Source organism: Rhodococcus sp. ACT016, from assembly GCF_050477185.1.
Taxonomy (GTDB): Bacteria; Actinomycetota; Actinomycetes; order Mycobacteriales; family Mycobacteriaceae; genus Prescottella.
Genome location: NZ_JBEAET010000001.1, coordinates 466,153 through 492,814 on the forward strand (window position 1 = coordinate 466,153; position 26,662 = coordinate 492,814).

The following is a 26,662-nucleotide window of genomic DNA, read 5'->3' on the forward strand; positions in this document are numbered from 1 at the left end:
GGGTACAGGAGACGGTGATGCCAACGACCGAACCCCGGGGCGCAGTTCGTGGGCTCAGGCCACCACCGAGCGCTGCGGAACGCCGGTGTATTCGCTGAGCGGGCGGATCAGGGCGTTCGACTCACCCTGTTCGATGATGTGCGCCGTCCATCCGGTGATGCGGCTCATCACGAAGATCGGGGTGAAGACCTCGATGTCGAAGCCCATGAGGTAGTACGCAGGGCCGGTGGGGAAGTCGAGATTGGGCTTGATGCCGGTGGCCTCGCCCATGGTGCGCTCGAGGATCTCGTACATCTGGACCCACTTGTCGCCACCGGTCTTCGCGGCGACGTCGAAGAACGCCTTGCGCATCGTGGGGACGCGCGAGTCGCCGTTCTTGTAGACCCGGTGCCCGAAGCCCATCACCTTCTCCTTGCGGGACAGCTTGTCCCGCATCCAAGCCTCGGCACGCTCGGGTTCGCCGATCTCGATCATGTCGTGCATGACGGCCTCGTTGGCGCCACCGTGCAGCGGGCCCTTGAGGGTTCCGATCGCAGCGGTGACGGCGCTGTAGATGTCCGACAGCGTGGAGGTCACCACGCGGGCCGCGAACGTCGAGGCGTTGAAACTGTGCTCCGCGTACAGGATCAGCGACACCTCGAACGCCTTGACGATCTCCGCATCCGGGATCTCGCCGAAGCACATGTTGAGGAAGTTCTCGGCGAACCCGAGGTGGCTGTGCGGTGCGATGGGGTCGAGGCCGTGCCGGCGGCGGTGATCGGCGGCGACGATGGTCGGCAGCACCGCCATCATGCGGAGCGCCTTCTCCCGGTTGGCGGCGGGCGAGTTGTCCGACTCTTGAGGGTCTTCCGCGCCGAGGTAGCTGATCGCGGTGCGCACCACGTCCATCGGGTGGCAGTTGTCGGGCATCTTCGCCACCAGCGACAGCAGCGACCGGTCGGCGCGGCGGCTCGCTCGTTCGCGCTGGCAGAACAGCTCCAGCTGGGCGTCGGTGGGCAGGTCGCCGTTCCACAGGAGGTAGGCGACCTGCTCGAAGCTGCAGTGCTCGGCGAGGTCCTGGACCGCGTAGCCGCGGTAGGTCAGCGAGTTCGTCTCGGGCACCACTTTGGAGATCGCGGTGGTGTCGACGACGACACCTGCGAGCCCTTTGTAGATCGTCGGGACTGCGTTCGTCATTGGTTCCCTCCGAGCGTGAAGTTGAAGATTCCGGAATCGAACTCGTTGTAGCGCTCGTACTCGAGCAGTTCGTACAGCCGCGAGCGGGTCTGCATCTGATCGAGCTGCCCCTCTTGGGTGCCCGTCTCGTGGATCTCGCGCAGCCCGCGCTCGATGGCGCCCATCGCCAAACGCAGGGTGGTGACCGGGTAGATCACCGCGTTGTAACCGATGTCCTCGAGGGTCTGCGCCGGGATGAGCTTGGACTTGCCGAACTCGGTCATGTTCGCCAGCAGCGGGATGTCCACGGCGGCACGGAACTTCGCGAAGTCCTCCTCGGTGTGCAGGGCCTCGGTGAAGATCATGTCGGCGCCGGCGTCCGCGTAGGCCTTGGCCCGCTCGATTGCGGCGTCGATGCCGTCGATCCCGGCGGCGTCGGTGCGGGCGCAGATCACGAAGTTCGGATCCCGCCGTGCGGCGACGGCGGCGCGCAGTCGACGAACCATCTCGTCGGTGGGGACGATGGCCTTGCCGTCGAGGTGCCCGCAGCGCTTGGGGTTGACCTGGTCCTCGAGATGCAGGCCGGCGATGCCGGCGTCCTCGGCGGCGAGGACGGTCCGGGCCGCCGACATCGGTTCACCGAAGCCGGTGTCGGCATCGATGAGCACCGGCAGGTCGGTGACGCCGGCGATCTGCCCGCTGTGCGCGACGACCTCGGTGAGCGTGGTCAGTCCGATGTCGGGCAGCCCGAGTCCGGCGGAGAACGCTCCGCCGGAGACGTAGACGCCCTCGAACCCGATCTCCTGGATCAGCTTGGCGGTCAACGGGTTGATCGCACCGGGCAGGCGCTGGATCTTGCCCGACGACAGGCCCGCGCGCAGCGCCTTGCGCTTGTCGGCGGCCGGGGTGGTGGCGGCGATGAGACCCGACATGTCAGAACAGTCCCTTCGGCGACTTAGGGGCGCGGGCGAGGACGTCGTCCGAGACGGTGAATGTGAGCTGGCCCAGCTCACCGGCCTTCAGCTCCGGGGTGCGCTGCGCGGCGTCGAGGAAGCGGTCCTGCTCGGCCGGGTCGACGACACCTTCGGCGAGGGTGCGGAACTTCGCGATGTACTGGTCGCGGGCGAACGGCCGGGCGCCGAGCGGGTGCGCGTCGGCGATCGCGAGCTCGTCGACGATCACCTCGCCGTTCTTCAACGTGACCTCGGCGCGGGCGCCGAACGCCTTCTCGTCCGGGTCGGTCGAGTGGTAGCGGCGGGTCCACTCCGGATCCTCGGCGGTGGAGATCTTCTTCCACAGCTCGATCGTGTCCGGGCGCTGCGCACGCTCGGGGGCGTAGGAGCGCTCGTGGTGCCACGTGCCGTCCTGCAGCGCGACCGCGAAGATGTACATCACCGAGTGGTCGAGCGTCTCGCGGCTCGCGTACGGATCGAACTTCTGCGGATCGTTCGAGCCGGTGCCGATCACGACGTGGGTGTGGTGGCTGGTGTGCAGCACGATCGACGCGATCTGGTCCAGGTCGCCGATCCGCTCACGCATGCGGCGGGCCAGGTCGATCGGCGCCTGGCTCTGGTACTCCGCGGAGTGCTCCTTGGTGTAGGTGTCGAGGATCGCGCGCTTGGCCTCGCCCGGACCCGGCAGCGGCACAGCGTATTCCGCGTTCGGGCCGCCGAGCAGCCACGCGATGACGCCGTCCTCGCCCTCCCAGATCGGCGACGGTGCGCCCTCGCCCCGCATCGCGCGGTCGACGGCCTCGACGGCCATCTTCCCGGCGAACGCCGGCGCGTACGCCTTCCAGCTCGAGATCTCGCCCTTGCGGGACTGGCGGGTCGCGGTGGTGGTGTGCAGCGCCTGCCCGATCGCCTGGTAGACGGTCTCGGTGTCGAGCCCCAGCAGGGTGCCGATGCCGGCGGCCGCGGACGGGCCGAGGTGCGCGACGTGGTCGATCTTGTGCTCGTGCAGGCAGATTGCGCGCACCAGGTCCACCTGGATCTCGTAGCCGGTGGCCAGACCACGGATCAGGTCCTTGCCGTCGCGGCCGGTGTGCTGCGCGACCGCCAGGATCGACGGGATGTTGTCACCCGGATGCGAGTACTCCGCCGCCAGGAACGTGTCGTGGAAGTCGAGCTCACGCACCGCGACACCGTTGGCCCACGCGGCCCACTCGGGCGAGTAGGTGCCACCGACACCGAAGACCGTCGATCCCGGGTTGTACGGGTGCGACAGAGCCTGGGCGCGCGCGTTCGCCACCGGGCGGCGGGTCACCGACGCCGCCGCGACGGCAGCGTTGTCGATGATCCGGTTGATGATCATCTCCGCGGTGTCGGCGGGCACCTCGACCGGATCGGTAGCGACCTCGGCGATCTTCCACGCCAGGTGCTCGCTCTTGGGGAACTCTTCGGCGGAGCGGCGGGTGCGAACGGAATGCGTCTTCAACTTGGTGTGTCCTTCGATGGAAGCTGCTGGATCTGCTGAATCTGCTGCGCCGCGGGAAATGCGGCGGGCGACGTGTCTGTAGTTGCAGCATATGCACGCTGCGGCAGCCGGAGAAGCGACTGAATATGCGTATTTTCGTGGTGTGAATCTGCCAGATTTGCGAATGGTGCGAATCTCGGTGATCGTGTTTGAGTGGACAGCGGACGGAGGGGGAGTACGAGTCGAAGGGACGCGAAGATGCAGAAGATCTACGGCGGTCCCCGACTGCGGAGATTGCGGGAGGAGCGCGGGCTCACCCAGCTCGAGTTGGCGCGGGTCCTGGACCTGTCGGCGAGCTATGTGAACCAGCTCGAGAACGACCAGCGACCGTTGACGGTTCCGGTCTTGCTCAAGCTCAACGCGACGTTCAATCTCGACGCGCAGTTCTTCGCTGCCGAGGAGGACGCCCGGCTGGCGGCGGACCTGCACGACGTGCTCACGGCGGTCGGAGCGACGTCGCCGAGTCCGGCGGTCGTCGAGGAGTTCGTCGCGCGGATGCCGGAGATCGGCAACGCTCTGGTCAACGTGCACCGCCGGTTGCTCGCCGCGACGGAACAGCTCGAGCAGTACAGCGCGCATCTCGCGGCGCCGGCGGACGCGGGAACCGACTCGGCGGTCCCGATGCCGTTCGAGGAGGTGCGGGACTTCTTCTACGACCGGCACAATCACATCGCGGAACTGGACGATGCCGCCGAGCGACTGTTCGTCGAGAGCGGGCTGCGGATCGGCTCGCTCGACACGCAGTTGACGGCGCTGCTCGAGTCCGAGCACGACATCGTCGTCCGTCTGCGCACCGATCCGCCCGATCGTCCCGGTCCCAAGCGGGTGTACGACGCGACCAACCGCATCCTCACGCTGTCCCGGCACCTGTCGCCAGGACAGCGTGCGTTCCAGATCGCCACGCAGCTGGCATTTCTCACGCAGACTGCGGTGATCGAACAGCAGGTGGAAGCGGCGACGGGCCTCAGCGAGAACGCGCGCGAGCTTGCGAAGATCGGCCTTGCCAACTACTTCGCCGGTGCATTGTTGTTGCCGTACAGCCAGTTTCTCGACGCGGCGGAGCGGTTGCACTACGACATCGAGATGCTCGCCCTGCAGTTCGAGGTGGGGTTCGAGACGGTCTGTCACCGCCTGTCGACGATGCAACGTCCCACCCGCCGGGGAGTGCCCTTCTTCTTCGTCCGGACTGATCGGGCAGGAAACATCTCGAAGCGACAGTCCGCCACCGCATTCCACTTCTCGCGAGTCGGCGGCAGCTGTCCGCTGTGGGTGGTGCACGACGCGTTCAGCACCCCAGGTCGCATCCTCACCCAGGTGTCGCAGATGCCGGACGGGCGCACGTACCTGTGGATCGCGCGCACCACCGACGACGGTGCCCGCCCGTACGGGACACCCGAACGAAGCTTCGCCGTCGGCCTCGGCTGCGACATCACGCACGCCGATCGACTCGTCTACTCGCGCGGGCTGCGGCTCGACGAGCAGATGTCACCGGTCCCGATCGGGGCCGGATGCAAGATCTGCGAACGGACGGACTGCGCGCAGAGGGCGTTTCCCCAGATCGGGCGACCTGTTCGTGTCGATGTCGACTTCAGCAGTCGGCTGCCGTACCCGCCTGCGTCCTGACCAGTACGCGTTCTGCCACGGGGTCTGCCACAGTTGGCGATCCGATCCCTGCGCCGCCGGGAGACACAAAGGACTACTTCTTGTCTCTCTGGCGATCGAGATTGCTCAGCTGAAGGAGGCAAGCGGCAATTAGAAGCATCAACGGCCACGTCAGGTCCCAATCGGCCGGTGCGTCGGAGAAGAGGGTATGGAACGCGACGCCAAGCTGGGCGCACGAGAGCAGACCGAGAATCACGCGAATGGCCATCCGTGACTTGAAAGGGTTGGTCATGCCGCTCCTACCGAGTTGGCCGCCCTCGAACGAGTTGGCCTGGCGACTGCACCTTGTCGCCGTATGTATTGGTCAGAAGGTTGCTGGATCCCACACGTAGAAACCCAGGGGTGGGTTGATGCTGCCCAGGTTCACACTGGCCATAGTGATGTGGTGCTTGTTGCCCCGCGGATCAACCTGATAGGTATCGGTGAAGCCATGATTTGACGCGCAATAGATATCCGTCGTGCCGAACGGGCTGAGAACAACGTTGGTCGTGAGCGAAGCAGGTTCCCACGGTAAGCGGTACATGTTGCTGCAAGGCTGATACGGCCCGAAGTTGCTGCCGAGGTCCTGTGCGCTCGCTGTCGGAGCCAACATGACCCCTATGCCGATAGCCAGCAGACCAGACACAACGAGCTTTGACCGCTTCATTCGGACACCCCCCCGGAACAGTCTCAGTTGGTCCTTCTATAGGAACTGGAGCCGCCGACGTTACGAGTTGGGCAGACCCGCACATTGTTTCGGCCGGTCAACGGTTGTAGAAGTGTGACTTTCAGCGACCAACGGCCGCCCACCCCGGCGAGGGGATGGGCGGCCGTTGCGCCTGTGCGGCGAAGCTGGTGGGTCAGGGCGCGCAGCAGCCACAGGGAAGCAGCCACCGCAGCAGAACACAACGGACATTCGTCCAGGAACTCGGGCCGTACCCAGAGGAAGCCTGGACAGCCAACCACTCGACCCGACGCACAGCGCGACCCCGAACGCCACGAGCTACCAGTGTTCCTTCGGGCGAAACCCCATCCCCATCAATGGACCGTATCCGACGAATCGGGACTATCCGGCAAGGAATCACGGCTCGGCGGCTACTGGGACCCCGGGCGTTACAGTGGACCGAACCGGATGATCGCGCTTTCCCTGCGGAGGCTGCTGTGGATATCGGATTTCTGGGCATGGGCACGATGGGGCGCCCGATGGCGCGCAATCTGGCCCGCGCCGGCTACGACGTGACGGTGTGGAATCGCAGTCCGGGCAAGGCCGCGAGCGTCGTCGACTACGGGGCGTCCGAGGCGCCGAATCTCTCCGATGTGCTGCACAAGTCCGTTGTGTTCAGTTCGCTGGCCGACGATCGGGCCTTTGCGGATTCGGTGCTGTCGATGTCGTCGCTGGAAGCCGCGAAACCCGGCTCGGTGCATGTCAATCTGGCCACCGTCAGCCCCGGGATGTCCGCCGTGGCGGAGGCCAGGTTGAGCGAGAAGGGCATCTTCTATGTGGCCGCGCCGGTGTTCGGCCGCGCCGAGGTGGCGGAGGTGGGGCAACTGACCGTCCTCGCTGCGGGGGACTCGGGCGCGATCGACGAGGTGACGCCCCTCCTCGACGTGATCGGTCGGCGGACCTGGCGTGTCGGAGACGATCCGAAACAGGCGAACGTCGTGAAGATTCTCGGAAACTATCTGATCGCAAACGCGATCCAGGCGATGGCAGAGGCGACCACCGTCGCCGAGAAGACCGGTGGTTCGCCCTCGCTGCTCATGGAGATCATGAACGACAGTCTCTTCCCCGGAGGTGTCTACCAGGGCTACGGCACGATGATCGCCCGGCGGGAATACGAGCCCGCGGGATTTCGGCTCCCGTTGGGGCTCAAGGACGTCCGGCTGGCGCTGGCGCAGGCCCACGAGGTGAACATGGGTCTGCCCTTCGGCAGTGTCCTCGAGGATCTCTTCCTCGACGCACTCGCCCACGGCCAGGCCGACCAGGACTGGTCCGCGATCACCGAGGCCACCCGCCGTCGGGCCGGACTGGGTGAGCAACCCGGCCGGTGACGTCGACTCCGACGTCAGACCAGCAGGACCCCGACGAGGGCGATTGTCGCCACCCAGACCGTCGATGCCGCGGCGAGGATGAAGGGCCTGATGCCGACCTTCTTGATCGTCGCGACACGAACGCCGGCACCCAGAGCGAACATCGCGGCCGTCAACAGGGCCGTCTGCATCCAACTCGCGACCGAAAGCACGCCCGCCGGAACGACTCCCGTTGAACGGATCGCGACGAACACCAGGAACGCGACGACGAAGAACGGCACCAGCGGCGGGCGCTTGGAAGTGGTGCTCTGCTCGACGGTGCGGCGGCGCTGCTTCACGCTCAGGACGGCCATCACCGGGGCGAGCATGAGAACGCGGGCCAGCTTGACGATCGTCGCGACGGTGAGTGCGGTACCACCGATGATTCCGCCGGCGGCGACCACCTGGGCAACCTCGTGGATCGATCCTCCGGCCCACAGCCCCGCTTCGGTTTCGTCGAACCCGAGTGCGTTCGAGATCAGCGGGATGGCCGGGATCATCAAGGTACCGAAGATCACGACCAGCGCCACGGCGGTGAGGACCTCTTCCTCCTCCGCCTCGACGACACCGTCCGCGGCGGCGACCGCGGCGGCGCCGCAGATCGAGAATCCGCAGGCGATGAGGACTCGTTGGGTCCAGGAGAGCCCCAGCAGGCTGCCCACGAACATGGTTCCGACGATACCGAGAACGACGATGGCCACGACCATGGCGATCACGCCCCACCCGAGTCCCAGGATGTCGCTCAGGACGAGTTGCAAACCGAGCAGCGCGATTCCGACGCGGAGGAGCTTCTTGGAGGTGAAGGTGATTCCGGGGCCGAAGCTGGAGGGCAGCACGACCAGGTTGGCGACCAGCGCACCCACCACGATCGCGACCAGGAGCGGGCTCAGTGTCGGGACGAAGTGCCTGATGCCCATCGCGACGGCGGCGACACCGGCCGACAGCGCGACACCCGGCAGGTAGGCGCCGATGCCGTCCAGTCGCGCCGCCGCGGACGGGGGCGTGGGTGCAGCTGTCAGTTCGTCTTGTGCGACGGGTCCGGATTTCACACGACAACGATCCTCGAACGATTGTTTGGTCGGTAGGGGCCGTTTGAGCAATGCCTCATATCGAATTGATATGTCCGTTGTGTCCGCCTTACACTCGGTGCATGTCACCACGGTCGCTCGACTACGCCGCCCTCGAGTTGTTGGTCAATGTCGGCGATTGCGGAAGTCTCAGCGCTGCGAGCCGCCTCGTGGGAATGGCTCAGCCCAACGCGAGTCGCTGCATCAAACAACTGGAGCGCCGGTTCGGGATGACGCTGCTGCGTCGCAGCACCACCGGATCGGTCCTCACGCCGAGTGGAACCGTGGTGGCCTACTGGGCTCGAAAGATCCTGGACGACACCGACAAACTGCTCGAGATCGTCGACGGGCTGCGGGAGGAGCGGGTGCGTGGGCTCCGGGTGAGCGCCAGCATGACGGTCGCGGAGCATCTGATGCCTTTGTGGTTGGGGCGTTTTCGTCAGTCGCACCCGGGATTGACGATCCACCTGGAGGTGCAGAACTCGCTGCGCGTGTTCGAGCAGATCGCCGACGGCTCGTGCGAGCTGGGGTTCGTCGAGTCGCCGACGATTCCGAAGCAGCTCGAGAGCGTTCCCGTGGCACGGGATCGTCTGGTGGTCGTCGTCCATCCCGGCCATCCGTGGGTGACGCGCGCCCGACCGGTCACCGCGTCCGAGCTGGCCATGACACCGTTGGTCGTGCGCGAGCCGGGTTCGGGCACGCGGACGACGCTTGATCTCGCGCTCGAACCCTATCCGCGTTCCGCCCCGCTCCTGGAACTCGGCAGTTCCGGTGCGATCCGGACCAGCGTCCTGGCGGGGGTGGGACCGGCCGTGCTGAGCACGCTCGCCGTTGCGGACAGCGTCGCCTCCGGTGCCCTCGTCGTGGTCGAAGTGGCCGGGCTCGAACTGGAACGGACCCTGCGCGCCGTGTGGAGCGCCCAGGGTCCGCTGCATCCTGCCGCGGACGAGTTGGTCCGGCTGGCACGCGATTTCGGAAGATCCGACTCCTAGATCTCGGCGCGCACCACCTGCGCGGCCTCGACGAGGTTGCGCAGCGACGCCTCGACCTCGACCGGGCCACGGGTCTTGAGACCGCAGTCGGGATTGACCCACAGGCGCTCGGAGGGGACGGCCTTCAGTGCTGCCCGCAGCGACGCGGCGATCTCGTCGACCGACGGCACCCGGGGCGAGTGGATGTCGTAGACGCCGGGGCCGACACCGAGGTCGAAGCCGACGGCATTGAGGTCGTCGAGCACCTCCATGTGCGAGCGCGCAGCCTCGATGGAGGTCACGTCCGCGTCCAGTCCGGCGATGGCTCCGATGACCTCGCCGAACTCCGAGTAGCACAGGTGGGTGTGGATCGACGTCGTGTCCGCGATGCCCGCCGTCGCCAGCCGGAAGGCGCCCACCGCCCAGTCCAGGTAGGCGGCCTGGTCGGCCTTGCGGAGCGGCAGCAACTCGCGCAACGCAGGCTCGTCCACCTGGATCACCTTGGTGCCGGCCGCTTCCAGGTCGAGGGTCTCGTCACGAATCGCGAGGGCGACCTGGTCGGCGGATTCCGCGAGTGGCTGGTCGTCGCGCACGAACGACCATGCCAGGATCGTGACGGGCCCGGTGAGCATGCCCTTGACCGGCTTGTCGGTCAGAGACTGTGCGTACGAGATCCAATCGACCGTCATCGGCGTGCGGCGGCGCACATCGCCGAAGAGGATCGGCGGGCGGACGCAGCGGCTGCCGTACGACTGCACCCAGCCGTTCGCGGTCGCGAAGAACCCGTCGAGCTGCTCCGCGAAGTACTGGACCATGTCGTTGCGTTCCGGCTCGCCGTGTACCAGCACGTCCAGGCCCAACTTCTCCTGCAGTGCAACGACGTCGGCGATCTCGCCACGCATGCGTCGCTCGTACTCGGCCTGATCGATCTCGCCCTTGCGCAGGGCGGCGCGTGCCACGCGGATGGCCGTGGTCTGCGGGTACGAACCGATCGTCGTGGTCGGCAACTGCGGCAGGGACAGTTCGGCCGCCTGTACGACGCGACGGTCCGCCGCCGGGATGCGCTCGCGGTCGGTCGCAGTGAGGGCCGCGAGGCGGCCCCGGATGGCGTCGTCGTGCAGGCGCGGGTCGGCGGCGCGGGTTGCCGCCGCGGCACCGGCCTCGGTGAGTTCGTCGGCGATCGCGTCGCGCCCCGCTCGCAGCGCCGTGGCGAGTGTGGCGACCTCGCGGATCTTCTCGGAACCGAACGCCAGCCACGAGCCCAGCGCGCGGTCGAGTCCGTCCTCGCCCTCGAGCGTGTAGGGAACGTGCAGCAACGAGCACGACGTGGACACGGCCACCGATCCCGTTCGTTCCCTGAGGGTTTCGAGATCATCCAAGGACCCGTCGAGGTCGTTGCGCCAGATGTTCCGGCCGTCGACGACACCCGCGACGATGTGCTTGCGCTCGATTCCCGGTGTCGCGACGACCGAATCGAGCGAGCCCGCGACCAGGTCGACGGCGATGCCCTCGACCCCGGTCTCCACGAGCATCGGCAGTGCCGGGCCGAGATCACCGAAGTACGACGCGACGAGGATCGCGGGGCGATGCGTCAGAGCGGCGAGTCGGTCGTACACCGAGCGGGCGGCGGCCAGTTCGGTGGAGGTGCGGTCGGCGACCAGCGCCGGTTCGTCGATCTGGACCCAGTCGACGCCCTTGTCGGCCAGACGACCCAGCAGGTCCGCGTACAGCGGAACCAGCTCGTCGAGTCGATCCAGCGGGGATCCGTTCTCGAACTTCGACAGCAGCAGGAAGGTCACGGGTCCGATGACGACCGGGCGCGCCGGGACGTCGAGCGCGCGTGCCTCGTCGATCTCGCCGAGCACCTTCGCCGGGTGCAGCGTGAACGCGGTCGCCGAGGTGATCTCGGGGACCAGGTAGTGGTAGTTGGTGTCGAACCACTTCGTCATCTCGAGCGGTGTCACCTGGGCGGTGCCGCGGGCCGCCGCGAAGTACCGATCCAGGTCGTTCTCGATTCCGGCGACCCGCTCGGGCAGCGCGCCGAGCATGACGGCGGTGTCGAGCATCTGGTCGTAGTACGAGAAGGTGTTGACCGGGACCGAGTCGATACCGGCGTCGACCAGTTCGGTCCACGTCTGCCGACGCAGATCCTTCCCGACCGACTCGAGTGCGGCGGCGTCGACGTTCCCGGCCCAATAGGACTCGACGGCCTTCTTCAGTTCGCGACGGGGCCCGATGCGCGGGGAGCCCAACACGGTTGCGGTGAAAGCGGATGTCACGGTGTTCTCCAGTTGCTCACAGCGTGGATGGTCACCGCCGGCAGACGAGAACAGAACGAGCCCCTGGTGTGCGCCCGCCAGCGGGCAGCACGAAATACCGAGCATCGCCCATCTCGCCTTTTCCACGAGGCGGTGGACCGTCGGACACGGCGTGCCCGACACAGTCGGCAGGTCTTCGGACTCGTGGGCGCTCGGGCGGGCTCGCACCCGCCGGAACCTACTGGCCGTCGCTTCCCAGACCTGTCGGTCCAGTGCGTGTGACGGTGGTCGTTCCCACTCACCGCTGCGGGACAGTCCCGGATTTCCACCGGGTTCCCTCTCACACCCGGCGGCCTCACGACCACGGGTGCTTCGACGCCGGGCGGCGGTCTTCGGGGCTCCTCACGACCGCGCCAGGCGAACCAGCTGCACCGTCCAGCATAAGCCCTCGGGAAAGCACAATCGGGCGGGCCCGACCGGGCCCGCCCGATCGAAGACGGAGCGGTTGGTTCGAATGCTGGATCTTACGGATTCGAATCCGAAGTGAGCCAAGCATTTCCGAACAGCATGATGCCGTCCGCGCTCGGCGTGATGCCGTGTGCGGTCTTGCTCCACGGGATGAAGTACTTGCCCGCGCCCATCACCATCATCGGGTTGGTCGCGTTCACGAGGGTCTGGATCTCCTCGAGAACCTTGCTGCGGTCGTCGTCGCTCGACGCGGTCTGCAGCTTGCCGAGCAGGGCATCCATCTCCGGGTTCTGGTACCCGAGGACGTTGGACGTCGACGTGCTGGCGAGGTTGCCGTACATGCGCATGAACGGGGACTCGTCGAGGACGTTGAATCCGGACTCGCCCAGATCGAAATCGTGCTTGACGTACATCATCTTGACCAGATCGTTGATGCCGGTGTTGTAGACGATGTCGACGGTGAAGCCGACCGCCTGCAGCATCGACTGGATCGCCAGCGCCCGACGCTGTGCGCCGGGTTCGTTGAGACCGGCGTAGGTGAGCTTGCCGTCGTAGCCGTCGGCCTTCGCCTCGGCGACCAACTTCTCGGCCTTCGCTGGATCGAACGTCTGTCCCGCCACGTCGCCGTGCCACTGCGACCACGACTGGAACATGTCGGTGCCGGGCATGCCGAATCCGCCCTCACCGCGCTCGTCGAACGTCTCCGGGTTCAGTGCCGCGACGATGGCGTCGCGGACCCGGGGATCGGACGCCGCCCGGCCCTCACGCTGGTTCAGGGCCTGCACGCTGCCCATGCTGACCGTGTAGACGTAGCCGACGTCGCCGGCTTCCAGTGCGTTGTGGACGATGTCGGCGGCACGCAGGTAAGCGGCCTGGATGCCGCCGGTGTGCAGGGCGTCGAGCTTGGCCTGCTCGCCCACGATGGCCGGGAACCGGAGCTTGTCGAGGTGCGGCTTGCCGTTCCAGTAGCCGGGGTTGGCTGCGAGGACGAGTTCGTCCTGCGACGCGAACTTCTCGACGGTGAACGGGCCCGCACCGATCGGGGTGAAGGTGCCCGACGCCGTCGACGACGGGGCCACGATCATGCCCGGGCCGGTGGTGAACAGGATCGGGAACTCGTTCCACGGCTGCTTCAGCGTGAACACGACCGTCGACGGATCCGGCGAGGCGACGTCGGCAACCGACACCGTCCACACCTGGGTGTGGGTGCCCTTCTTCTCGAGGTAGTGGTTGATGCTCCACTGCACCGCCGCGGCGTCCACCGGCGTGCCGTCGCTGAACTTCGCCCCGTCCCGCAGTTTCAGCGTCCAGACGGTGTTGTCCGCGTTCGGGGTCAGTGACTGGGCCAGTTGCGGTTGGTACGCCTTCGAGGCCGTGTCGTAGCGCATCAGCAGGTCGTAGATTGCCGCCATCTCGCTGCCACCGGTCGCACCGCCGTCCTGCCGATCCGCCGGATCGAGGCTGCTCACACCGTTGTACGTCGCATAGGACAGCGTGCCGCCCGAGGTCGGCTCGCCCCCATCGGACTGGTCACCGACCAGACCCGTCGTGACCTCGGAGGCGTCGGTCGCCGAACCCGAGCTTTCCGCACACGCGGCCAGGAGCGTCGTGACGGTGGCCAGCGCGGTCAACACGGTGCCGGCCCGCACCAGGGACGATCGCTTCATTCGAACCTTCTTCCGTTCAGAGACAGTCGAATCCGGAGTGAGAACTAGGGCGCCATCGCCCGCCCGTCGCGGAATCCCGACGGATCGTGGCGGCCGGCGACGCCGTGCTCGAACATTCCCCAACCCTCGTCGCCGCCACACGTCGCGCGGGCGATGTGTTCGACGGTCCCGTGCGGAATCCTCGGGGCGAGAGCGGGATCGGTGAGGTCGTAGAGGCTCGACGCGCTCCAGCCTCGGCCTCGCCACTGCCCGTGGTTCCATTCCGGGTCGCTGCCGTAGCCGGATCCGATCTGCAGTACGACGAAGCCGCGTGGCTCGATGTCGACCACCAGCGGCTCGCCTGCCGGCGTCGTGAGGTGGATTCGCACCGACTCCGGGGTGCGGGTTCCGCTGCGGTAGGCGATCTCGAATCGCGGCCAGCCGAGCTGTTCGACGCGGCCGTCGGCGAAGGTTCGTGTGGCGTGGTTGAGGGTGCGATGCCCGTCCGGGCCCTCCTGCGCGATGATCATCAGGGCGTAGTCGTCGAAGCGCAGCGGCACGTACGCCCACCAGAATCCGCCGACGGGTTCGTCGGCCATCCGGCCGAGGGGTTCGCGCTCACCGACGGGCCGGATGCCCCACGACCGGTCGCGGCTGCCCGTCCAGACGGCGGGGTCCACGACGACATCCGTGCCGTCCACGGACAGGGTGCCGGACCAGCTGCCGACCTGGGCGAACCGAGTGGCGTCGAGTGAGGGGCGCGGGCCGGCCATGAGCACGTGATGTTCCTCGAGCACGGCCGGGAACGAGCCTTCCCACACCAGGTCTGCCGACAGGTCGGGGTGGTCGCAGATCACCCGGATCGTCTGCAGCGGTTTGATCACCTCGATGCGGTACCCGCCGACCTGCGGCTCGATCGACCGGGCGTCGATCGCGTCGGAGAATCGGACCGAGCGCTGCGTGTCGCCACGACGGACACTGACGAATGCGTCGCGGACACCGAGGTTCGGGTACACGCCGAAGCCGCTGACGACGAAGATGTCGCCGGTGCGGTCGTGGCCGTTGAAGTAGTAGCGGTCGTAGAAGTTTCGGTCGCTGGTATCGACCCGTGCCATCGACAGGGGAGACTGATGAATCGGGTATTCGTCGAGCGGATCGGGGTTCACTTGGCCTCCCAGTCGTAGTTGCCGTCGAGCAGACGGCTGAGCATCCGGTGGTGCAGTACGTACTCGTCGGGGTTCTGTGGTGCAGGGGTGTCTCCGAAGTGGACGGATCGCTGCTTGATGCGGGCGAAGATGATCCCGTTCCGGAGGGCGGCGTAGACGAGGTAGAAGTCGAGGTCCCGCAGATCGACGCCGGAGGCCGCTTCGTACAGATCGACGACGTCCGACCGGCGTGCGAAGCCGGGTAAGCCGGGACGATCGAACTGCTCTGCCATGTCCTGGAACATGCGGTGGAAGAAGACGAACCACGCGACATCCAGTTCCCGCGGCGCGAACGTCGCCATCTCCCAGTCGAGTACGGCCGCCGGCTCGTAGTCGCGGTAGATGATGTTTCCGATTCGCGAGTCGCCCCAGCACAGCACGGGTGTGGAGGGGGACTTCGGCCAGTTGTCCGCGAGCCACTCGAAGCCTCGATCGAGCAGCGGGATCCGGAGGCCGCCCTCGTTGCGCGTCCACTCGTAGTACGCGCGCTCGGATTCGACATGCCGCCGCAGTGAATCGTTCGCCGATCCCGGTGCAGGCTCGGGAAGCAGCACGGCGGGAACGGGGACCGAGTGGATCTCAGCCAGGGCCTCGACAGATTTGCGCTGCAGTAGATTTCGCTGTGCATTGGTCGCGTCCAGCAGCCAGCCGCCGAAGACATACGGGGGGTTGTCGGGCGGAACGAGGCCGTCGACGCGGTCCATGACGACGAACGGTCGACCGAGGACCTCGGGAGAAGATTCGATCCACCGGACACGGGGGACCGGCACCGTGCTGTGAGCCGCGACCGTACGCATTACCGCGGCCTGACGTTCGAGGTCGTATCCCGGGAAGACGGGGAGGGCAGTGGCCTCGGGGACGAGCCGGGCGACCAGGTCGGCCCGCTGCGGCACTCCGTCCTCGTCCCAGTCGACGGCGAAGAGCACCGAGATGCTCGACATCCCGGACTCGGACGGCTTGCGCAGGTGGGACACCCGGGCGGTCGGCGTCCCGAGCCGGATCCGGATCCACCGCTCGAGATTGCGCTGGAGGGCGGCGACGTCGGTCGCGGTCGTCGTGACCTCGGTGTTCACTCCCCGCGGCACTGTCGAACGAGTAGTCATCGGCTTCCTTTCAGTGCGCCACCGGACAGGTTCCGTAGTCGACGGGCAGTGCCTTGATGCTGTTGAGCCAGGCCGAGCGCATCCGGACGGGTGGCCCGAGGATCGTGATGTCGGGCAGGTGATCGGCGATGGCGTCGAACATCAATTCGATCTGGAGGCGCGCGAGGTTGGCGCCGAGGCAGTAGTGCACGCCGGTTCCGCCGAATGCCAGGTGCGGGTTGGGGGATCGGGTGATGTCGAACCGGTGCGGGTCGGTGAAGACGTTCTCGTCGTAGTTCGCCGATGCGTAGAGCATCACGACGCGATCGCCCGTGCGGATCGCCTGGCCGCCGAGTTCGGTGTCGCAGAGCGCGGTCCGCTGGAATGACATGACCGGGCTTGCCCAGCGGATGATCTCGTCGACCGCCGTCGTGGGTCGTTCGCGCTTGTACAGGGTCCACTGGTCGGGGTTGTCGTGGAACGCGATCAGGCCGTGGGTGATGGAGTTCCGGGTGGTCTCGCTGCCCGCCACGACCAGCAGGATCACGAAGTACGCGAATTCCTCGGGGGTGAGTGCGCCGTCCTCCATCTGTGCCTGAACGAGTTTGGTGACGATGTCGTCGGCCGGACGTGCGCGACGTTCGGTGGCCATGGCGTACGCGTACGCCATGATCTCCCCGATCGCGACGAGCGGATCGTCGCCGGCGTCGAGTTCGTCGCCGCTGGTCATCCGGTTGGACCAGTCGAAGAGTTTGAGCCGATCCTCCTGCGGGACACCGAGAAGATCGGCGATCGCCTGCAGGGGCAGCTCGCACGCGGCCTGTTCGACGAAGTTTCCGTGGCCCAGGGAGGCCGCGGTCTGGGCGATTTCTCGGGCGCGCGCAGCCAGTGCCGAGCGCAGTCCGCCTATCGCTCGCGGGGTGAATCCGCGTGTGACGATGCGTCGAAGGACGGTGTGTTCGGGTTCGTCCTTGTTGAGCATGATCGCTCGTTGGACCTCGATCTGCTCGCGGGGTGCATCGTCCGCGTGGCGGACCATGGCGGTGTTCTGCCACGAGGAGAAGACATCGTTGCGACGGGAGACTTCCTGCACCAGTTCGTGCGTCGAGAAGACCCAGAATCCGTCGTCGTCGTAGCCGGCGGCGCCCCGGCGCTGCGGGTTCCACCAGATCGGCGCCGAGCGGCGCAATTCGGCGAACAGATCGTGCGGGATTCCGCTCTCGAACGTCGAAGCATCGGTGAAGTCGATTCCCTCGGGTAGCTCCACGTTGGGTCCTCCGTCTTTCCGAACGGCTGTTTGTTGGATCTGGGCAGTGTGAAGCACGGGTATCGGCCCGCTGACCAGGGCTTTGACCCGATGAAGCGCTTTGTTAACGAGATTCATTAACAGTGATGCGGAACACATTAACCATGTTTGTTAGGCTGTCAAGCTATGGCGGCGGACATTCCCGCGAGAGAGCGATTGTTGCGGGCGGGGGAGCATCTGTTTGCCCGCGAAGGAATCGCGAGGGTGCGGCTCCGCGATCTCAACGCGATGGCGGATGTCCGCAACGATTCGGCTGTCCACTACTACTTCGGTTCGCGTGAGGGCCTTCTCGAGGCGATCGTCGTGCGCCACATGACGGACGTCAGCACGCGCATGGATGTTCTCGTGGAGCGGCTGTGCGTGGGACGGGAGCCGTCGCGGGAAGCCCTGCGCGATGCGATCGCCGCGATGACGATTCCCTTGGCGGAGAAGCTGCTCGACGAACGGGGACGGGACTTCGTGCAGATCATGGCCGAGGTGTACGACCGGCGGGGCGGTCTCGCGGACGCCCAGTACGCTCCCGCGAGCGCGGTGGCGAGGGACCTGGTCCGCCGGTGCATGGTCGACATGAGCGAGGCGCTGCGCGAGGAGCGGATCGTGCTGACGACCAACTTCATCGTCTCCGCGATGGCGGCGCGGGCCCGTGCGCACGACAGCGGACGCGAATTACCGCTCGATCACGACACTTTCGTCATCAACCTGATCGAGATGGGCACCTGGGGCATCGTGGCCGAGCTACCGGACCGGCCCCTGAGCTCGTTCTAGAGCCAACCGTTCGAGTCTGCGATCCGCACGGCCTCGGCGCGGTTTCCCGCGCCGGTCTTGCCGATTGCCGCGGACAGGTGGTTGCGGACGGTGCCTGCCGACAGGAACAGCGTGCCGGCGATCGACGCGACGGACGCGCCGTCCCGCGCCGCCCGCAGCACGTCGGTCTCGCGTTCGGTCAGCGGCGATTCGCCGCTGACGAGGCTGTCGGCGGCCAGCGCCGGGTCGACCACTCGTAGTCCCGCGTGCACGCGCCGGACCGCGTCGGCCAGTTGCTTTGCCGGAGTGTCCTTGACGACGAATCCGGCTGCGCCGGCCTGCAGGGCGCGCCTCAGATACCCGGGCCGACCGAACGTCGTCACGATGAGTACCCGCGTGTCGGGCATCGCCTGCCGCAGCGCGGCGGTCGCCGAGATACCGTCCAGGCCGGGCATTTCCACATCCAACAGGGCCACATCGGGGAGGTGCCGGGCGGCCGCCGCTACCACCTCGTCACCGCGACCCACCTCGGCCACCACGTCGAGATCGGGTTCGAGGTCGAGCAGTGCCGCGAGTGCCCCGCGCACCAGCGCCTGATCGTCAGCCAGCAGCAGTCGAATCGTCACTTCGCCTCCTCGGCAACGACTTGGACGGAGAAGCCGCGGGGTCGCGGATGCGTGACGATGACCCGAGCGCCCGCGGCGGCCGCGCGCTCGCGGAGCCCGGTGAGTCCGTTGCCCGCGAGCAGTCCGTCGGTGCCGACGCCGTCGTCGACGACGGACACGTGACGCTCGTCGATCGTCACGGTGCAGCGGCCGGCGTCGCTGTGCCGCACCACGTTGGTCACGGCCTCGCGCACCACCCAGGCGAACAGCTCGCGCAACCGGGTGGGGACGGCGTCCGTGCTGTTCGGCAGGTCGGCCGCGATCCCGGCGGCGCGCAATGCCTCACGGGCGCGCGCGATCTCGACCGGAAGCGAGACCCCGCGAAATCCTTCGACGGCCGAGCGGACGTCGGAGAGTGCGTCTCGCGACAGCCGCTCGAGGTCGTCGAGTTCGGAGCGCGCCCTTTCGATGTCGACGTCGAGCAGGCGGTTCGCGAGCTGCGCCTTCACGGTGATGACGGTGAGCGAGTGGCCCAGGATGTCGTGAAGGTCCCGGGCCATGCGGGCGCGTTCCTCCTGCACTGCGCGCAGCTCGTCCTCGTCGCGGCGGTTCAACAGGTCGATGTTGCGATTCATCAGGGCGGTGACGCCGGCCATCGCCATCGCGGCCGCACAGATTGCGAGCGGCAGACTCGACACGTTCCAGCCGGCGCGTGTCGCCAGCAGTTCGACCACCCCGGCGACAGCGAGGGCCACCGCGCCGCCGGCGATCATGGGCAGGGACATCACCGCGGTCACCGCGATGAACACCGTGGATGCCAGTCCGGCTTCGCCGAGAGTGATCGTCATGATCACCGCGAGACCGATGAGTATCACGACGTCGACGATCGCCCGTCGGAGCGGGGGCCGCAGTTCGCGCCGTATCCGGCCCTGCCGGGCGGCGGAGAAGACCCGCAGGAAGTACACCGCGAAGATCAGGGTGGCGGTTGTCCCGATCCAACCGTTCACCTGGTCGCGCCGGTCCCATCCGGCCGCCAGAGGTTCGGCCAGGAACACCAGCCACACGGCGGCGAAGACGATGCCGAAACGGCCCCACCGCTGTGCGGTGTCGGGGCGTTCGGTGCTGGTCACGTCGGACACGCTATACGCGGGCGGTGTCGCGCTGGAACCGCCACACGGCGCCGCCGACGAAGATCGCCAGCCACACGATGACGTTGACGATCCATGTCCACTGGACGGCGTCGCCGGTGAGCGGGGCGTGCACGAGATTCCCGATGCCGTACATCGGCGTGAAGCGTGCGATGGCGGCCCACACCGAGCCGTCCTGCAACGGCATGAACAGGCCGCCGCCGAACGCCAACAGGGCCAGACCGGGTCCGAGGATCTGCATGACGTTCTCGCTCGGCAGCAGGTAACCCATGAAGAGGCCGAAGGCCGCGAAGATCGACGACCCGAGCCATGCGACGACGGCCGTGGTCAGCCACAGCGAGGCGTCCATGTGCGCGGACGTCACCGCGCCGACGACGTACACGACCACCAGCGCGACCAGGCCGAGGGTCATCGCGACCACGAGCTTCACGGCGACGTATGCGACCGGCGAGAGGGGCGTGAGCCGCAACTGGCGGCTCCAGCCCGAGGCCCGTTCCACCGACACCATCGCCCCGCCGCTCGTGGTGGCGATCATCGCGCCGTACAGCGCCATGCTGATCATGATGTAGGCGGTGACGTTGCCGCGGCCCGCGCTCTCGTCCGTGTAGCCCTGACTCAGACCGAAGATCAGGAAGAACACGACCGGCATCACGAGCGTGAAGATGGCGGTGCGACGGTTCCGGAACAGGCGACGCAACTCGAGTCGCAGCAGCGTGGCGTTGAACCCGCCCCAGCGGACGGTCTGGCGTTCGGGAGCGCGAGTGGTCATCGGGTCTGTCCTTCGGGGTGGTCGGTGGTGAGGGCGATGAAGGCGTCTTCCAGCCCGCGCGAGACGATCTCGAGATCGCGCGCGGCGGTGCAGGTGAGCAGGTGGCGGGCGACGGCGTCGGTGTCCGACGAGTGCACGACCAGGGTCTCGCCGCGCAGTTCGACGGCGTCGGCGGCCGGAATGGACTGCAACAGTTCGGCGTCCGCGCCGGGCACCGTTGCACGCAGGACTCGTCCGGTGGCCATCGCCTTGACCTCGGCGGCGGTTCCGTCGGCGACGATCTGTCCCCGGCGCACCAGCACGATGCGGTCGGCGTAGGCGTCGGCTTCCTCGAGGTAGTGCGTCGCGAACACGACGGTGCGGCCCGCGTCGGCGTCGGTGCGGATCGCCGACCAGAACTCGCGCCGCCCCTCCACGTCCATCCCGGCGGTCGGCTCGTCGAGCAGGAGCAGCGCGGGATCGGGCAGCAGCGCCATCGCGAACCGCAGTCGTTGCTGCTGGCCGCCCGAGCACTTGCGGACCGGGCGGCTCGCGATGTCGAGGATGCCGGCGCGGCGCAGCACCTCGTCGACCGGACGCGAGAACGGGTACAGGCTGGCGGTGAGCTGGATGGTCTCGCCCACCGTCAGTTCCGGCAGCAGCCCGCCCGTCTGCATCACCGCGGACACCAACCCTCGGGAGATCGCGTCGCGCGGCGTCGTCCCGAACACCTCGACGGTGCCCGAACTCGGCTGAGCGAGTCCGAGAATCATGTCCACCGTGGTGGTCTTGCCGGCGCCGTTGGGGCCCAGGAAGGCCACCACCTCGCCGGGGTGGACCGTCAGATCCAGGCCGCGAACGGCATGCACCTGACCGAAACTCTTGTGGACGCCGGCCAGGCGCACCGCGGGGCTGCCGTGCGGGTCGGGGTGCGTCGAGGAAACGCGCTGAGCTGTGGTCATGCCTCGAATCTGCCCGCTCGCGGGCCCGCGTGCCTCACCCGTACGTCACGACCTGGCCATGACATTTGTCAGGAGCGGCGTCGGAGCGATCGGTGTGATCGTCGTCTCGATTCCGGGGGTGCTCGTGCCAGTGGGGAAGAGACCCGTTACCCTGGACCGCGTGTCAGCGACCTATTTCTGGTTTAGCAGGCCGGCCCTGGGTGGGTCGGTCGGCGTAACCACGCGCTGACAATCTTCCACCCGAGAGCCGGATGACAGACCGGCTCGCTGGGATTCTTCAGTCTTCGAGGGTCGGCCTGAGAACAGGAAACCGAACCCCCATGACCGTTATCGCAAACGACCAGCGCCTCGACGATCAGCGCACTGTCAGCATCAGTCCGCTGGTGGCACCGTCCGTCGTGCGCGCCGAGCACACCCCCGACGAGGTGGCTGCCGCCACCGTGCGCTCGGGTCGCGCCGACACCGTCAACATCCTCAACGGCGACGACGACCGCCTGGTCGTCGTGGTCGGACCGTGCTCGGTGCACGATCCCGAGGCCGCGATGGACTACGCCCACCGCCTGGCTGCGAAGGCCGACGAACTGCGCGACAACCTGCAGATCGTCATGCGCGTCTACTTCGAGAAGCCGCGCACCACGCTGGGCTGGAAGGGTCTGCTCAACGATCCGCACCTGGACGGCACGTACGACATCAACACCGGCCTGCGGATGGGCCGCAAGCTGCTGCTCGACATCTCCCGCCTGGGCCTGCCGGTGGGCTGCGAGTTCCTCGATCCGATCATCCCGCAGTACATCGCCGACCTGGTCACCTACGGCGCCATCGGTGCCCGCACCGCCGCCAGCCAGGTGCACCGCCAGCTGTGCAGCGCGCTGTCCATGCCGGTCGGCATCAAGAACTCCACCGAGGGCGACATCCAGGTGGCCGTCGACGGCACCCGCGCGGCGGCCGCGAGCCACGTGTTCCCCGGCACCGACCTCGAGGGCCAGGCGGCGCTGATCCACACGGTCGGCAACCCGGACTGCCACGTCATCCTGCGCGGCGGCACCGACGGGCCGAACTACGACGCCGAGACCGTCGCCGACACCATGGCGCGGCTGCACAAGTCCGGGCTGCCCGAGCGCGTCGTGATCGACGCCAGCCACGGCAACAGCCGCAAGGACCACAACAAGCAGGTCGACGTCGCCGCCGACATCGCCGAGCGCATCGCGGCCGGTGACAAGAACGTCGTCGGCATCATGCTCGAGAGCTTCATCGAGGCCGGACGTCAGGACCTGACGCTGGGTCACGCCGACGAGCTCACCTACGGCCAGTCGATCACCGACGCGTGCATCGACTGGAACACCACCGCGGCGACGCTGGATCGTCTCGCCGCAGCCGTCGCCACCCGACGCGCAGGCGCGTGATTCGCGGGGTACGCCCCCGCTTGTGACGCTGACCGCTCTTTCGCGCTGCTCCGCGGCAAACGCCGCGGAGCAGCGCTGTGTCGGCGGTAGGGTCGCGAAGGGGGCCCGTCGGCGAAAGGGACACACGGTGGCAGACACGATGCGCGCGGCACGATTCCATGCGGATACGAAAACCAATGTGGTGGAGGATGTTCCGATCCCCGAGCCCGGACCGGGCGAGGTGCTGGTCAAGGTCGCGTACTGCGGGATCTGCCACTCCGACCTGAGCCTGCTCGACGGCACCTTCCCGGCAATGCTGCCAGTCGTGACGCAGGGCCACGAGTCGTCCGGCACCATCGCGAAGCTCGGCCCGGGTGTCGGCGGCTGGCAGGTGGGCGATCGGGTGATCCCCTCCGCCGGGCGACCGGACATGAAGTGCCGCAATTGTCGTCGCGGTGACTTCGTGAACTGCCTGAACATCCAGCTGATGGCGTTCGCCTACGACGGTGCGTGGGCCGAGTACACCGTCGCGCAGGCCGGTGGTCTCACGAAGGTGCCCGACAACGTCCCGCTCGACCAGGCAGCGCTGCTCGCGGACGCGGTGTCCACCCCCTTCGGTGCAGTGGTGAGCACCGGAAAGGTACAGGTGGGCGAGTCCGTCGGTGTGTGGGGAGTCGGCGGAATCGGCACCCACATCGTCCAATTGGCGCGCGTCGTCGGCGCGTCCCCGATCCTCGCGTTCGACATCAATCCGGTGGTGCGTGAGCGTGCGCTCGAACTCGGCGCGGACTACGCGTTCGACTCGCGCGACGAGAACCTGCAGGAGAAGGTGACCGAAGCGCTCGGCGGTCGCCGTCTCGACGTCGCGTTCGACGCCGCCGGGCTGAAGGTGACGTCCGAGCAGGCACTGAGCTGCCTCGACGTCGGTGGCCGACTGATCGTCGTCGGGATGAGCGGCCAGGACGTCTCGGTCGGCACCACGACCTCGCTGGTGCTGTCGAAGAAGCACGTGATGGGCCATCTCGGCTACAAGAACGCGGACATCGAGATCCTCGCCGACCTCGTCTCGCGCGGCCGGCTGGACCTGTCCCGCTCGGTCAGCGAGATCATCCCGCTCGAGGACGTCGCCAGGGGTATCGAGAAGCTGCACAACCACGAAGGCGATCCGATTCGCATCCTCGTGCAGCCCTGATCCGCGACGCTGCTGCCGGGACCTGTCGGTGCCCGGCAGTAGCGTCGGCGCATGGGATACGAAATTCAAGTCACCGTCGATTCGAAGGACCCGCACCTGCAGGCCAAGTGGTGGGCGAACACGCTCGGCTGGCAGGTCGAACCCAGCGACGAGGAGTTCATCCGCCGCATGGTCGCGGCCGGACATGCGCAGGAATCGGACACGACCGTGTTCGAAGGCGTTCTCGTCTGGAGGGAGGGGGCGGCCATCCGGGACCCCGAGCAGCCGCAGCGACCACGGGTGCTGTTCCAGCTCGTGCCCGAGGGCAAGTCGGCCAAGAACCGACTGCACTTCGATATCCGGGTGGGGGATCGGCGCGAGGACGTTGCCGCCGAACTCGTCGCCGCCGGGGCGTCGATCCTCCACCGCGGGCAGGCGGGACCGAGCATCTGGATCACGATGAGCGATCCGGAGGGCAACGAATTCTGCGTCAGCTGACCGGCGTCAGCCCACGGCGCGACCGGCGAACGAGAGCCCTACGCGCAGTGCGCCCGCGGCCTCGAGCAGCGCATCGACGCCGGCGTGGCCGTAACCGGTGAGGTTGACGAAGGCGTGGACGAGTCCGCGGTGCACCCGCAGGGTGGTCGGTACGCCGGCGGCGCGCAGTCGCTCGGCGTACTCGACGCCCTCGTCGCGCAGCACATCGAACCCCGCGAGCGCGATGTAGGCGGGCGGCAAGCCGCTGAGATCCTCGGCGAGAACCGGTGATGCCCGCGGATCGGTGCGATCACTCTCGGACGGTACGTAGTGCCGTGTGTACCAGTCCATCTGGGCCTCGGTGAGAAAGAAGCCGTCGCTGAACAGTTGGTACGACCGGCGTTTGGTGGTCATGTCCAGCCACGGGAAGAACAGCACCTGGAAGGCCGGGCGCACGGCGTCGTCCCGCGTGAGCTGGCAGACCACCGCCGCGAGATTGCCGCCCGCGCTGTCGCCGGCGACTGCGACCCGGTTCGGGTCGATGCCGAGTGCGGCCGCGTTGTCGACCGCGAACCGGAACGCGGCGACCGCGTCGTCCACGGCCGCCGGGAAGACGTGCTCCGGGGCGAGTCGGTAGTCGACCGCGAGCACAGCGACTTCCGCGTGCTGGGCGAGGAAGCGGCACAGGCAGTCATGGCTGTCGAGGCTGCCGAGCACGAACCCGCCGCCGTGGAAGTAGACGACCAGCGGCGCGTCGGACGCCAGCCCCTCCGGTCGAAAGAGGCGGGCCGGGACCGGACCCGCCGGACCCGGAATAAAGAGCGTCTCGACCGACCCCATCGGGATGGGGCGACCGCTGACGAGTCGCGACTCCATGTCGATCTGCGCGCGGGACTGCTCGAGCGGAAGCTGCTCGAAGTCGGAATCCGGCAGCAGCGCAAGCATCCTGAGCATCACCTGGATCTCGGCGTCCAACACCTGACCGTCGCTGCGAATCGGTCTGCCCGCAAGGATGCGTAGGAGGGGCGCGGGAAGCGATCCGACCACGGTGGCGGCGGTTCGCACGACCGACTCCACAGCCGCGTCCAGTCCTGTATTCCCCATCGGAGTCCGTCCTCTCACCGTCGAGCCTGGCGACTCAGTGTGTCAACCGACCGACTCGGAAACAAGGGTGAAACTGCCGGTCCGTGCACATTCACCGGGCACAACCCTTCTTTACCGGTGATCCGGGAACTACGCTGCCGACAAACTCGTCCACTCGGGGAATGTTCGGGAAAGGTTGCGATGCCCTACGTCTCGGCTGAACAACGGCGCAGAGATCTCATCGACGCAGCAATCAGAGTGACCGCCGATGTCGGGCTGGCCGCGGCCAGCACCCGCGCGATCTGCGCGGAGGCGGGCGTCCAGCAGAGCGTGTTCCACTACTGCTTCAGTTCCAAGGAGGAATTACTCCGGGAACTCACCCGCGAGGTGGTCGCAGAGATCGTCGGGACCGCGGTGGAGAACCTGACGCCGGGGGTGGACGTCGAGGAATCACTCCTCCAGGGACTGACGGGTCTGTGGGAGACCGTCACGGCCCAGCCCGAGAAGCAGTTGGTGTTCTACGAACTCACGGTCGGGGCCCTGCGGGCACCCGACCGCAGCGACATCGCGCAATGGCAGTACCGCGAGTACTACGCCTCGACGGGCACGTTCCTCACCCGGCTCGCCGAGACGGCCGGAATCGAATGGACTGCCCCGATTCCGGTACTCAGCCGCATGGTCACCACCGCGATCGACGGCCTGATCCTCGGCTGGCTGGCCGACGGTCGGGCGGACGAGGTGGAGGCGTCGCTCGCGCCCTTCGCGAAGATGTTCGCCGGTATGGCCATCGTCGTGCCCGCGGCAGTCGCCTAGCGACGGGTGCTCCCGCCGGATCCGGCGATGGCCGATGAGTTTTCCGGCAGCCGGAGGTCGGTACCTATGGCGCGGGAGATTCCCGGGCCGTAGGACGGTAGGAGCACGCCGGCATGTCGATCAGCGCGAGTCGCACGGAAGTCGGGCGCAGTGGTCCCGCGGCGTCGGGTCGGCCACGCCACGGG

Annotated in this window: 24 protein-coding genes and 1 riboswitch; of the genes, 8 read left to right on the forward strand and 16 right to left on the reverse strand. The window is 67.3% G+C overall.

Annotated features, from left to right (window positions below):
• Positions 1–54: 54 nt before the first annotated feature.
• Genes ACQ5DX_RS02215 through prpD form a run of 3 tightly spaced genes read right to left on the reverse strand, consistent with a single transcriptional unit; the run spans position 55 to position 3,591 of the window.
• Positions 55–1,176 carry a bifunctional 2-methylcitrate synthase/citrate synthase gene (locus tag ACQ5DX_RS02215; RefSeq protein ID WP_430331061.1) on the reverse strand — a complete coding sequence of 374 codons (1,122 nt, stop codon included), beginning with the start codon at positions 1,174–1,176 and terminating at the stop codon, positions 55–57.
• A complete protein-coding gene (gene prpB / locus ACQ5DX_RS02220; protein WP_430331062.1) occupies positions 1,173–2,087 on the reverse strand; it encodes a methylisocitrate lyase in 915 nt (304 codons plus the stop codon). Before prpB ends, ACQ5DX_RS02215 begins: the two co-directional genes overlap by 4 nt.
• Before the next feature lies 1 nt (position 2,088).
• Positions 2,089–3,591, reverse strand: coding sequence for a 2-methylcitrate dehydratase PrpD (gene prpD, locus ACQ5DX_RS02225; RefSeq protein ID WP_430331063.1), 1,503 nt, complete (start codon positions 3,589–3,591; stop codon positions 2,089–2,091).
• Positions 3,592–3,828: 237 nt separating this feature from the next.
• Between prpD and ACQ5DX_RS02230 the strand changes: the two genes are divergently transcribed.
• Positions 3,829–5,253, forward strand: coding sequence for a short-chain fatty acyl-CoA regulator family protein (locus tag ACQ5DX_RS02230; RefSeq protein ID WP_430331064.1), 1,425 nt, complete (start codon positions 3,829–3,831; stop codon positions 5,251–5,253).
• A 73-nt stretch (positions 5,254–5,326) separates the two neighbouring features.
• Here the strand turns inward: ACQ5DX_RS02230 and ACQ5DX_RS02235 are convergent, their stop codons facing one another.
• Positions 5,327–5,524, reverse strand: a complete 198-nt coding sequence (locus ACQ5DX_RS02235) for a hypothetical protein (RefSeq protein ID WP_430331065.1) — start codon at positions 5,522–5,524, stop codon at positions 5,327–5,329.
• Between the two features lie 72 nt (positions 5,525–5,596).
• Positions 5,597–5,938, reverse strand: coding sequence for a hypothetical protein (locus tag ACQ5DX_RS02240; protein ID WP_430331066.1), 342 nt, complete (start codon positions 5,936–5,938; stop codon positions 5,597–5,599).
• A 374-nt stretch (positions 5,939–6,312) separates the two neighbouring features.
• On the opposite strand from ACQ5DX_RS02240, the gene ACQ5DX_RS02245 reads away from it, so the two are divergent.
• A complete protein-coding gene (locus ACQ5DX_RS02245) occupies positions 6,313–7,323 on the forward strand; it encodes an NAD(P)-dependent oxidoreductase (RefSeq protein WP_430331067.1) in 1,011 nt (336 codons plus the stop codon).
• A gap of 14 nt (positions 7,324–7,337) precedes the next feature.
• On the opposite strand, the gene ACQ5DX_RS02250 is transcribed toward ACQ5DX_RS02245, so the two are convergent.
• Complete coding sequence (locus tag ACQ5DX_RS02250; protein ID WP_430331068.1) at positions 7,338–8,390, reverse strand: YeiH family protein; 1,053 nt, start codon at positions 8,388–8,390, stop codon at positions 7,338–7,340.
• Between the two features lie 101 nt (positions 8,391–8,491).
• Here ACQ5DX_RS02250 and ACQ5DX_RS02255 point away from each other — a divergent pair, with 101 nt between their 5' ends.
• The gene (locus ACQ5DX_RS02255) at positions 8,492–9,400 is read left to right on the forward strand and encodes a LysR family transcriptional regulator (protein WP_430331069.1); all 909 of its coding nucleotides are present in this window, start codon (positions 8,492–8,494) and stop codon (positions 9,398–9,400) included.
• Here ACQ5DX_RS02255 and metE read toward each other — a convergent pair.
• From metE to ACQ5DX_RS02280, 5 genes are all read right to left on the reverse strand, one after another.
• Complete coding sequence (gene metE / locus ACQ5DX_RS02260) at positions 9,397–11,658, reverse strand: 5-methyltetrahydropteroyltriglutamate--homocysteine S-methyltransferase (RefSeq protein ID WP_430331070.1); 2,262 nt, start codon at positions 11,656–11,658, stop codon at positions 9,397–9,399. The genes ACQ5DX_RS02255 and metE overlap by 4 nt on opposite strands.
• Before the next feature lie 169 nt (positions 11,659–11,827).
• Positions 11,828–11,976, reverse strand: a riboswitch (cobalamin riboswitch).
• Between the two features lie 185 nt (positions 11,977–12,161).
• On the reverse strand, positions 12,162–13,772 hold the full coding sequence (locus tag ACQ5DX_RS02265; protein WP_430331071.1) for an ABC transporter substrate-binding protein: 1,611 nt from the start codon (positions 13,770–13,772) through the stop codon (positions 12,162–12,164).
• A gap of 44 nt (positions 13,773–13,816) precedes the next feature.
• Positions 13,817–14,866, reverse strand: a complete 1,050-nt coding sequence (locus ACQ5DX_RS02270; protein WP_430335520.1) for a hypothetical protein — start codon at positions 14,864–14,866, stop codon at positions 13,817–13,819.
• Positions 14,867–14,913: 47 nt separating this feature from the next.
• The gene (locus ACQ5DX_RS02275) at positions 14,914–16,059 is read right to left on the reverse strand and encodes a phosphotransferase family protein (RefSeq protein WP_430331072.1); all 1,146 of its coding nucleotides are present in this window, start codon (positions 16,057–16,059) and stop codon (positions 14,914–14,916) included.
• 10 nt (positions 16,060–16,069) lie between these two features.
• Entirely contained in the window at positions 16,070–17,305 is a 1,236-nt protein-coding gene (locus ACQ5DX_RS02280; RefSeq protein WP_430331073.1) for a cytochrome P450, read from the reverse strand.
• A gap of 165 nt (positions 17,306–17,470) precedes the next feature.
• On the opposite strand from ACQ5DX_RS02280, the gene ACQ5DX_RS02285 reads away from it, so the two are divergent.
• The gene (locus tag ACQ5DX_RS02285) at positions 17,471–18,109 is read left to right on the forward strand and encodes a TetR/AcrR family transcriptional regulator (protein WP_430331074.1); all 639 of its coding nucleotides are present in this window, start codon (positions 17,471–17,473) and stop codon (positions 18,107–18,109) included.
• Here ACQ5DX_RS02285 and ACQ5DX_RS02290 read toward each other — a convergent pair.
• Genes ACQ5DX_RS02290 through ACQ5DX_RS02305 form a run of 4 tightly spaced genes read right to left on the reverse strand, consistent with a single transcriptional unit; the run spans position 18,106 to position 21,551 of the window.
• Entirely contained in the window at positions 18,106–18,714 is a 609-nt protein-coding gene (locus tag ACQ5DX_RS02290; protein ID WP_430331075.1) for a response regulator, read from the reverse strand. The two genes, ACQ5DX_RS02285 and ACQ5DX_RS02290, sit on opposite strands and share 4 nt — an antisense overlap.
• Complete coding sequence (locus ACQ5DX_RS02295) at positions 18,711–19,823, reverse strand: sensor histidine kinase (RefSeq protein ID WP_430331076.1); 1,113 nt, start codon at positions 19,821–19,823, stop codon at positions 18,711–18,713. Before ACQ5DX_RS02295 ends, ACQ5DX_RS02290 begins: the two co-directional genes overlap by 4 nt.
• 10 nt (positions 19,824–19,833) lie before the next feature.
• The gene (locus ACQ5DX_RS02300; protein ID WP_430331077.1) at positions 19,834–20,610 is read right to left on the reverse strand and encodes an ABC transporter permease; all 777 of its coding nucleotides are present in this window, start codon (positions 20,608–20,610) and stop codon (positions 19,834–19,836) included.
• Complete coding sequence (locus tag ACQ5DX_RS02305) at positions 20,607–21,551, reverse strand: ABC transporter ATP-binding protein (RefSeq protein WP_430331078.1); 945 nt, start codon at positions 21,549–21,551, stop codon at positions 20,607–20,609. The genes ACQ5DX_RS02300 and ACQ5DX_RS02305 overlap by 4 nt, the downstream gene beginning before the upstream one ends.
• A gap of 320 nt (positions 21,552–21,871) precedes the next feature.
• Here ACQ5DX_RS02305 and ACQ5DX_RS02310 point away from each other — a divergent pair, with 320 nt between their 5' ends.
• From ACQ5DX_RS02310 to ACQ5DX_RS02320, 3 genes are all read left to right on the forward strand, one after another.
• Positions 21,872–22,954: a 3-deoxy-7-phosphoheptulonate synthase gene (locus tag ACQ5DX_RS02310; RefSeq protein WP_430331079.1), complete on the forward strand. Its 1,083-nt coding sequence runs from the start codon at positions 21,872–21,874 to the stop codon at positions 22,952–22,954.
• A 127-nt stretch (positions 22,955–23,081) separates the two neighbouring features.
• On the forward strand, positions 23,082–24,125 hold the full coding sequence (locus ACQ5DX_RS02315) for a zinc-binding dehydrogenase (RefSeq protein WP_430331080.1): 1,044 nt from the start codon (positions 23,082–23,084) through the stop codon (positions 24,123–24,125).
• Between the two features lie 51 nt (positions 24,126–24,176).
• Entirely contained in the window at positions 24,177–24,602 is a 426-nt protein-coding gene (locus ACQ5DX_RS02320; RefSeq protein ID WP_430331081.1) for a VOC family protein, read from the forward strand.
• Positions 24,603–24,608: 6 nt separating this feature from the next.
• Here the strand turns inward: ACQ5DX_RS02320 and ACQ5DX_RS02325 are convergent, their stop codons facing one another.
• Entirely contained in the window at positions 24,609–25,685 is a 1,077-nt protein-coding gene (locus ACQ5DX_RS02325; protein WP_430331082.1) for an alpha/beta hydrolase, read from the reverse strand.
• Positions 25,686–25,865: 180 nt separating this feature from the next.
• Between ACQ5DX_RS02325 and ACQ5DX_RS02330 the strand changes: the two genes are divergently transcribed.
• Positions 25,866–26,477, forward strand: coding sequence for a TetR/AcrR family transcriptional regulator (locus ACQ5DX_RS02330; RefSeq protein ID WP_430331083.1), 612 nt, complete (start codon positions 25,866–25,868; stop codon positions 26,475–26,477).
• Positions 26,478–26,662 lie beyond the last annotated feature (185 nt).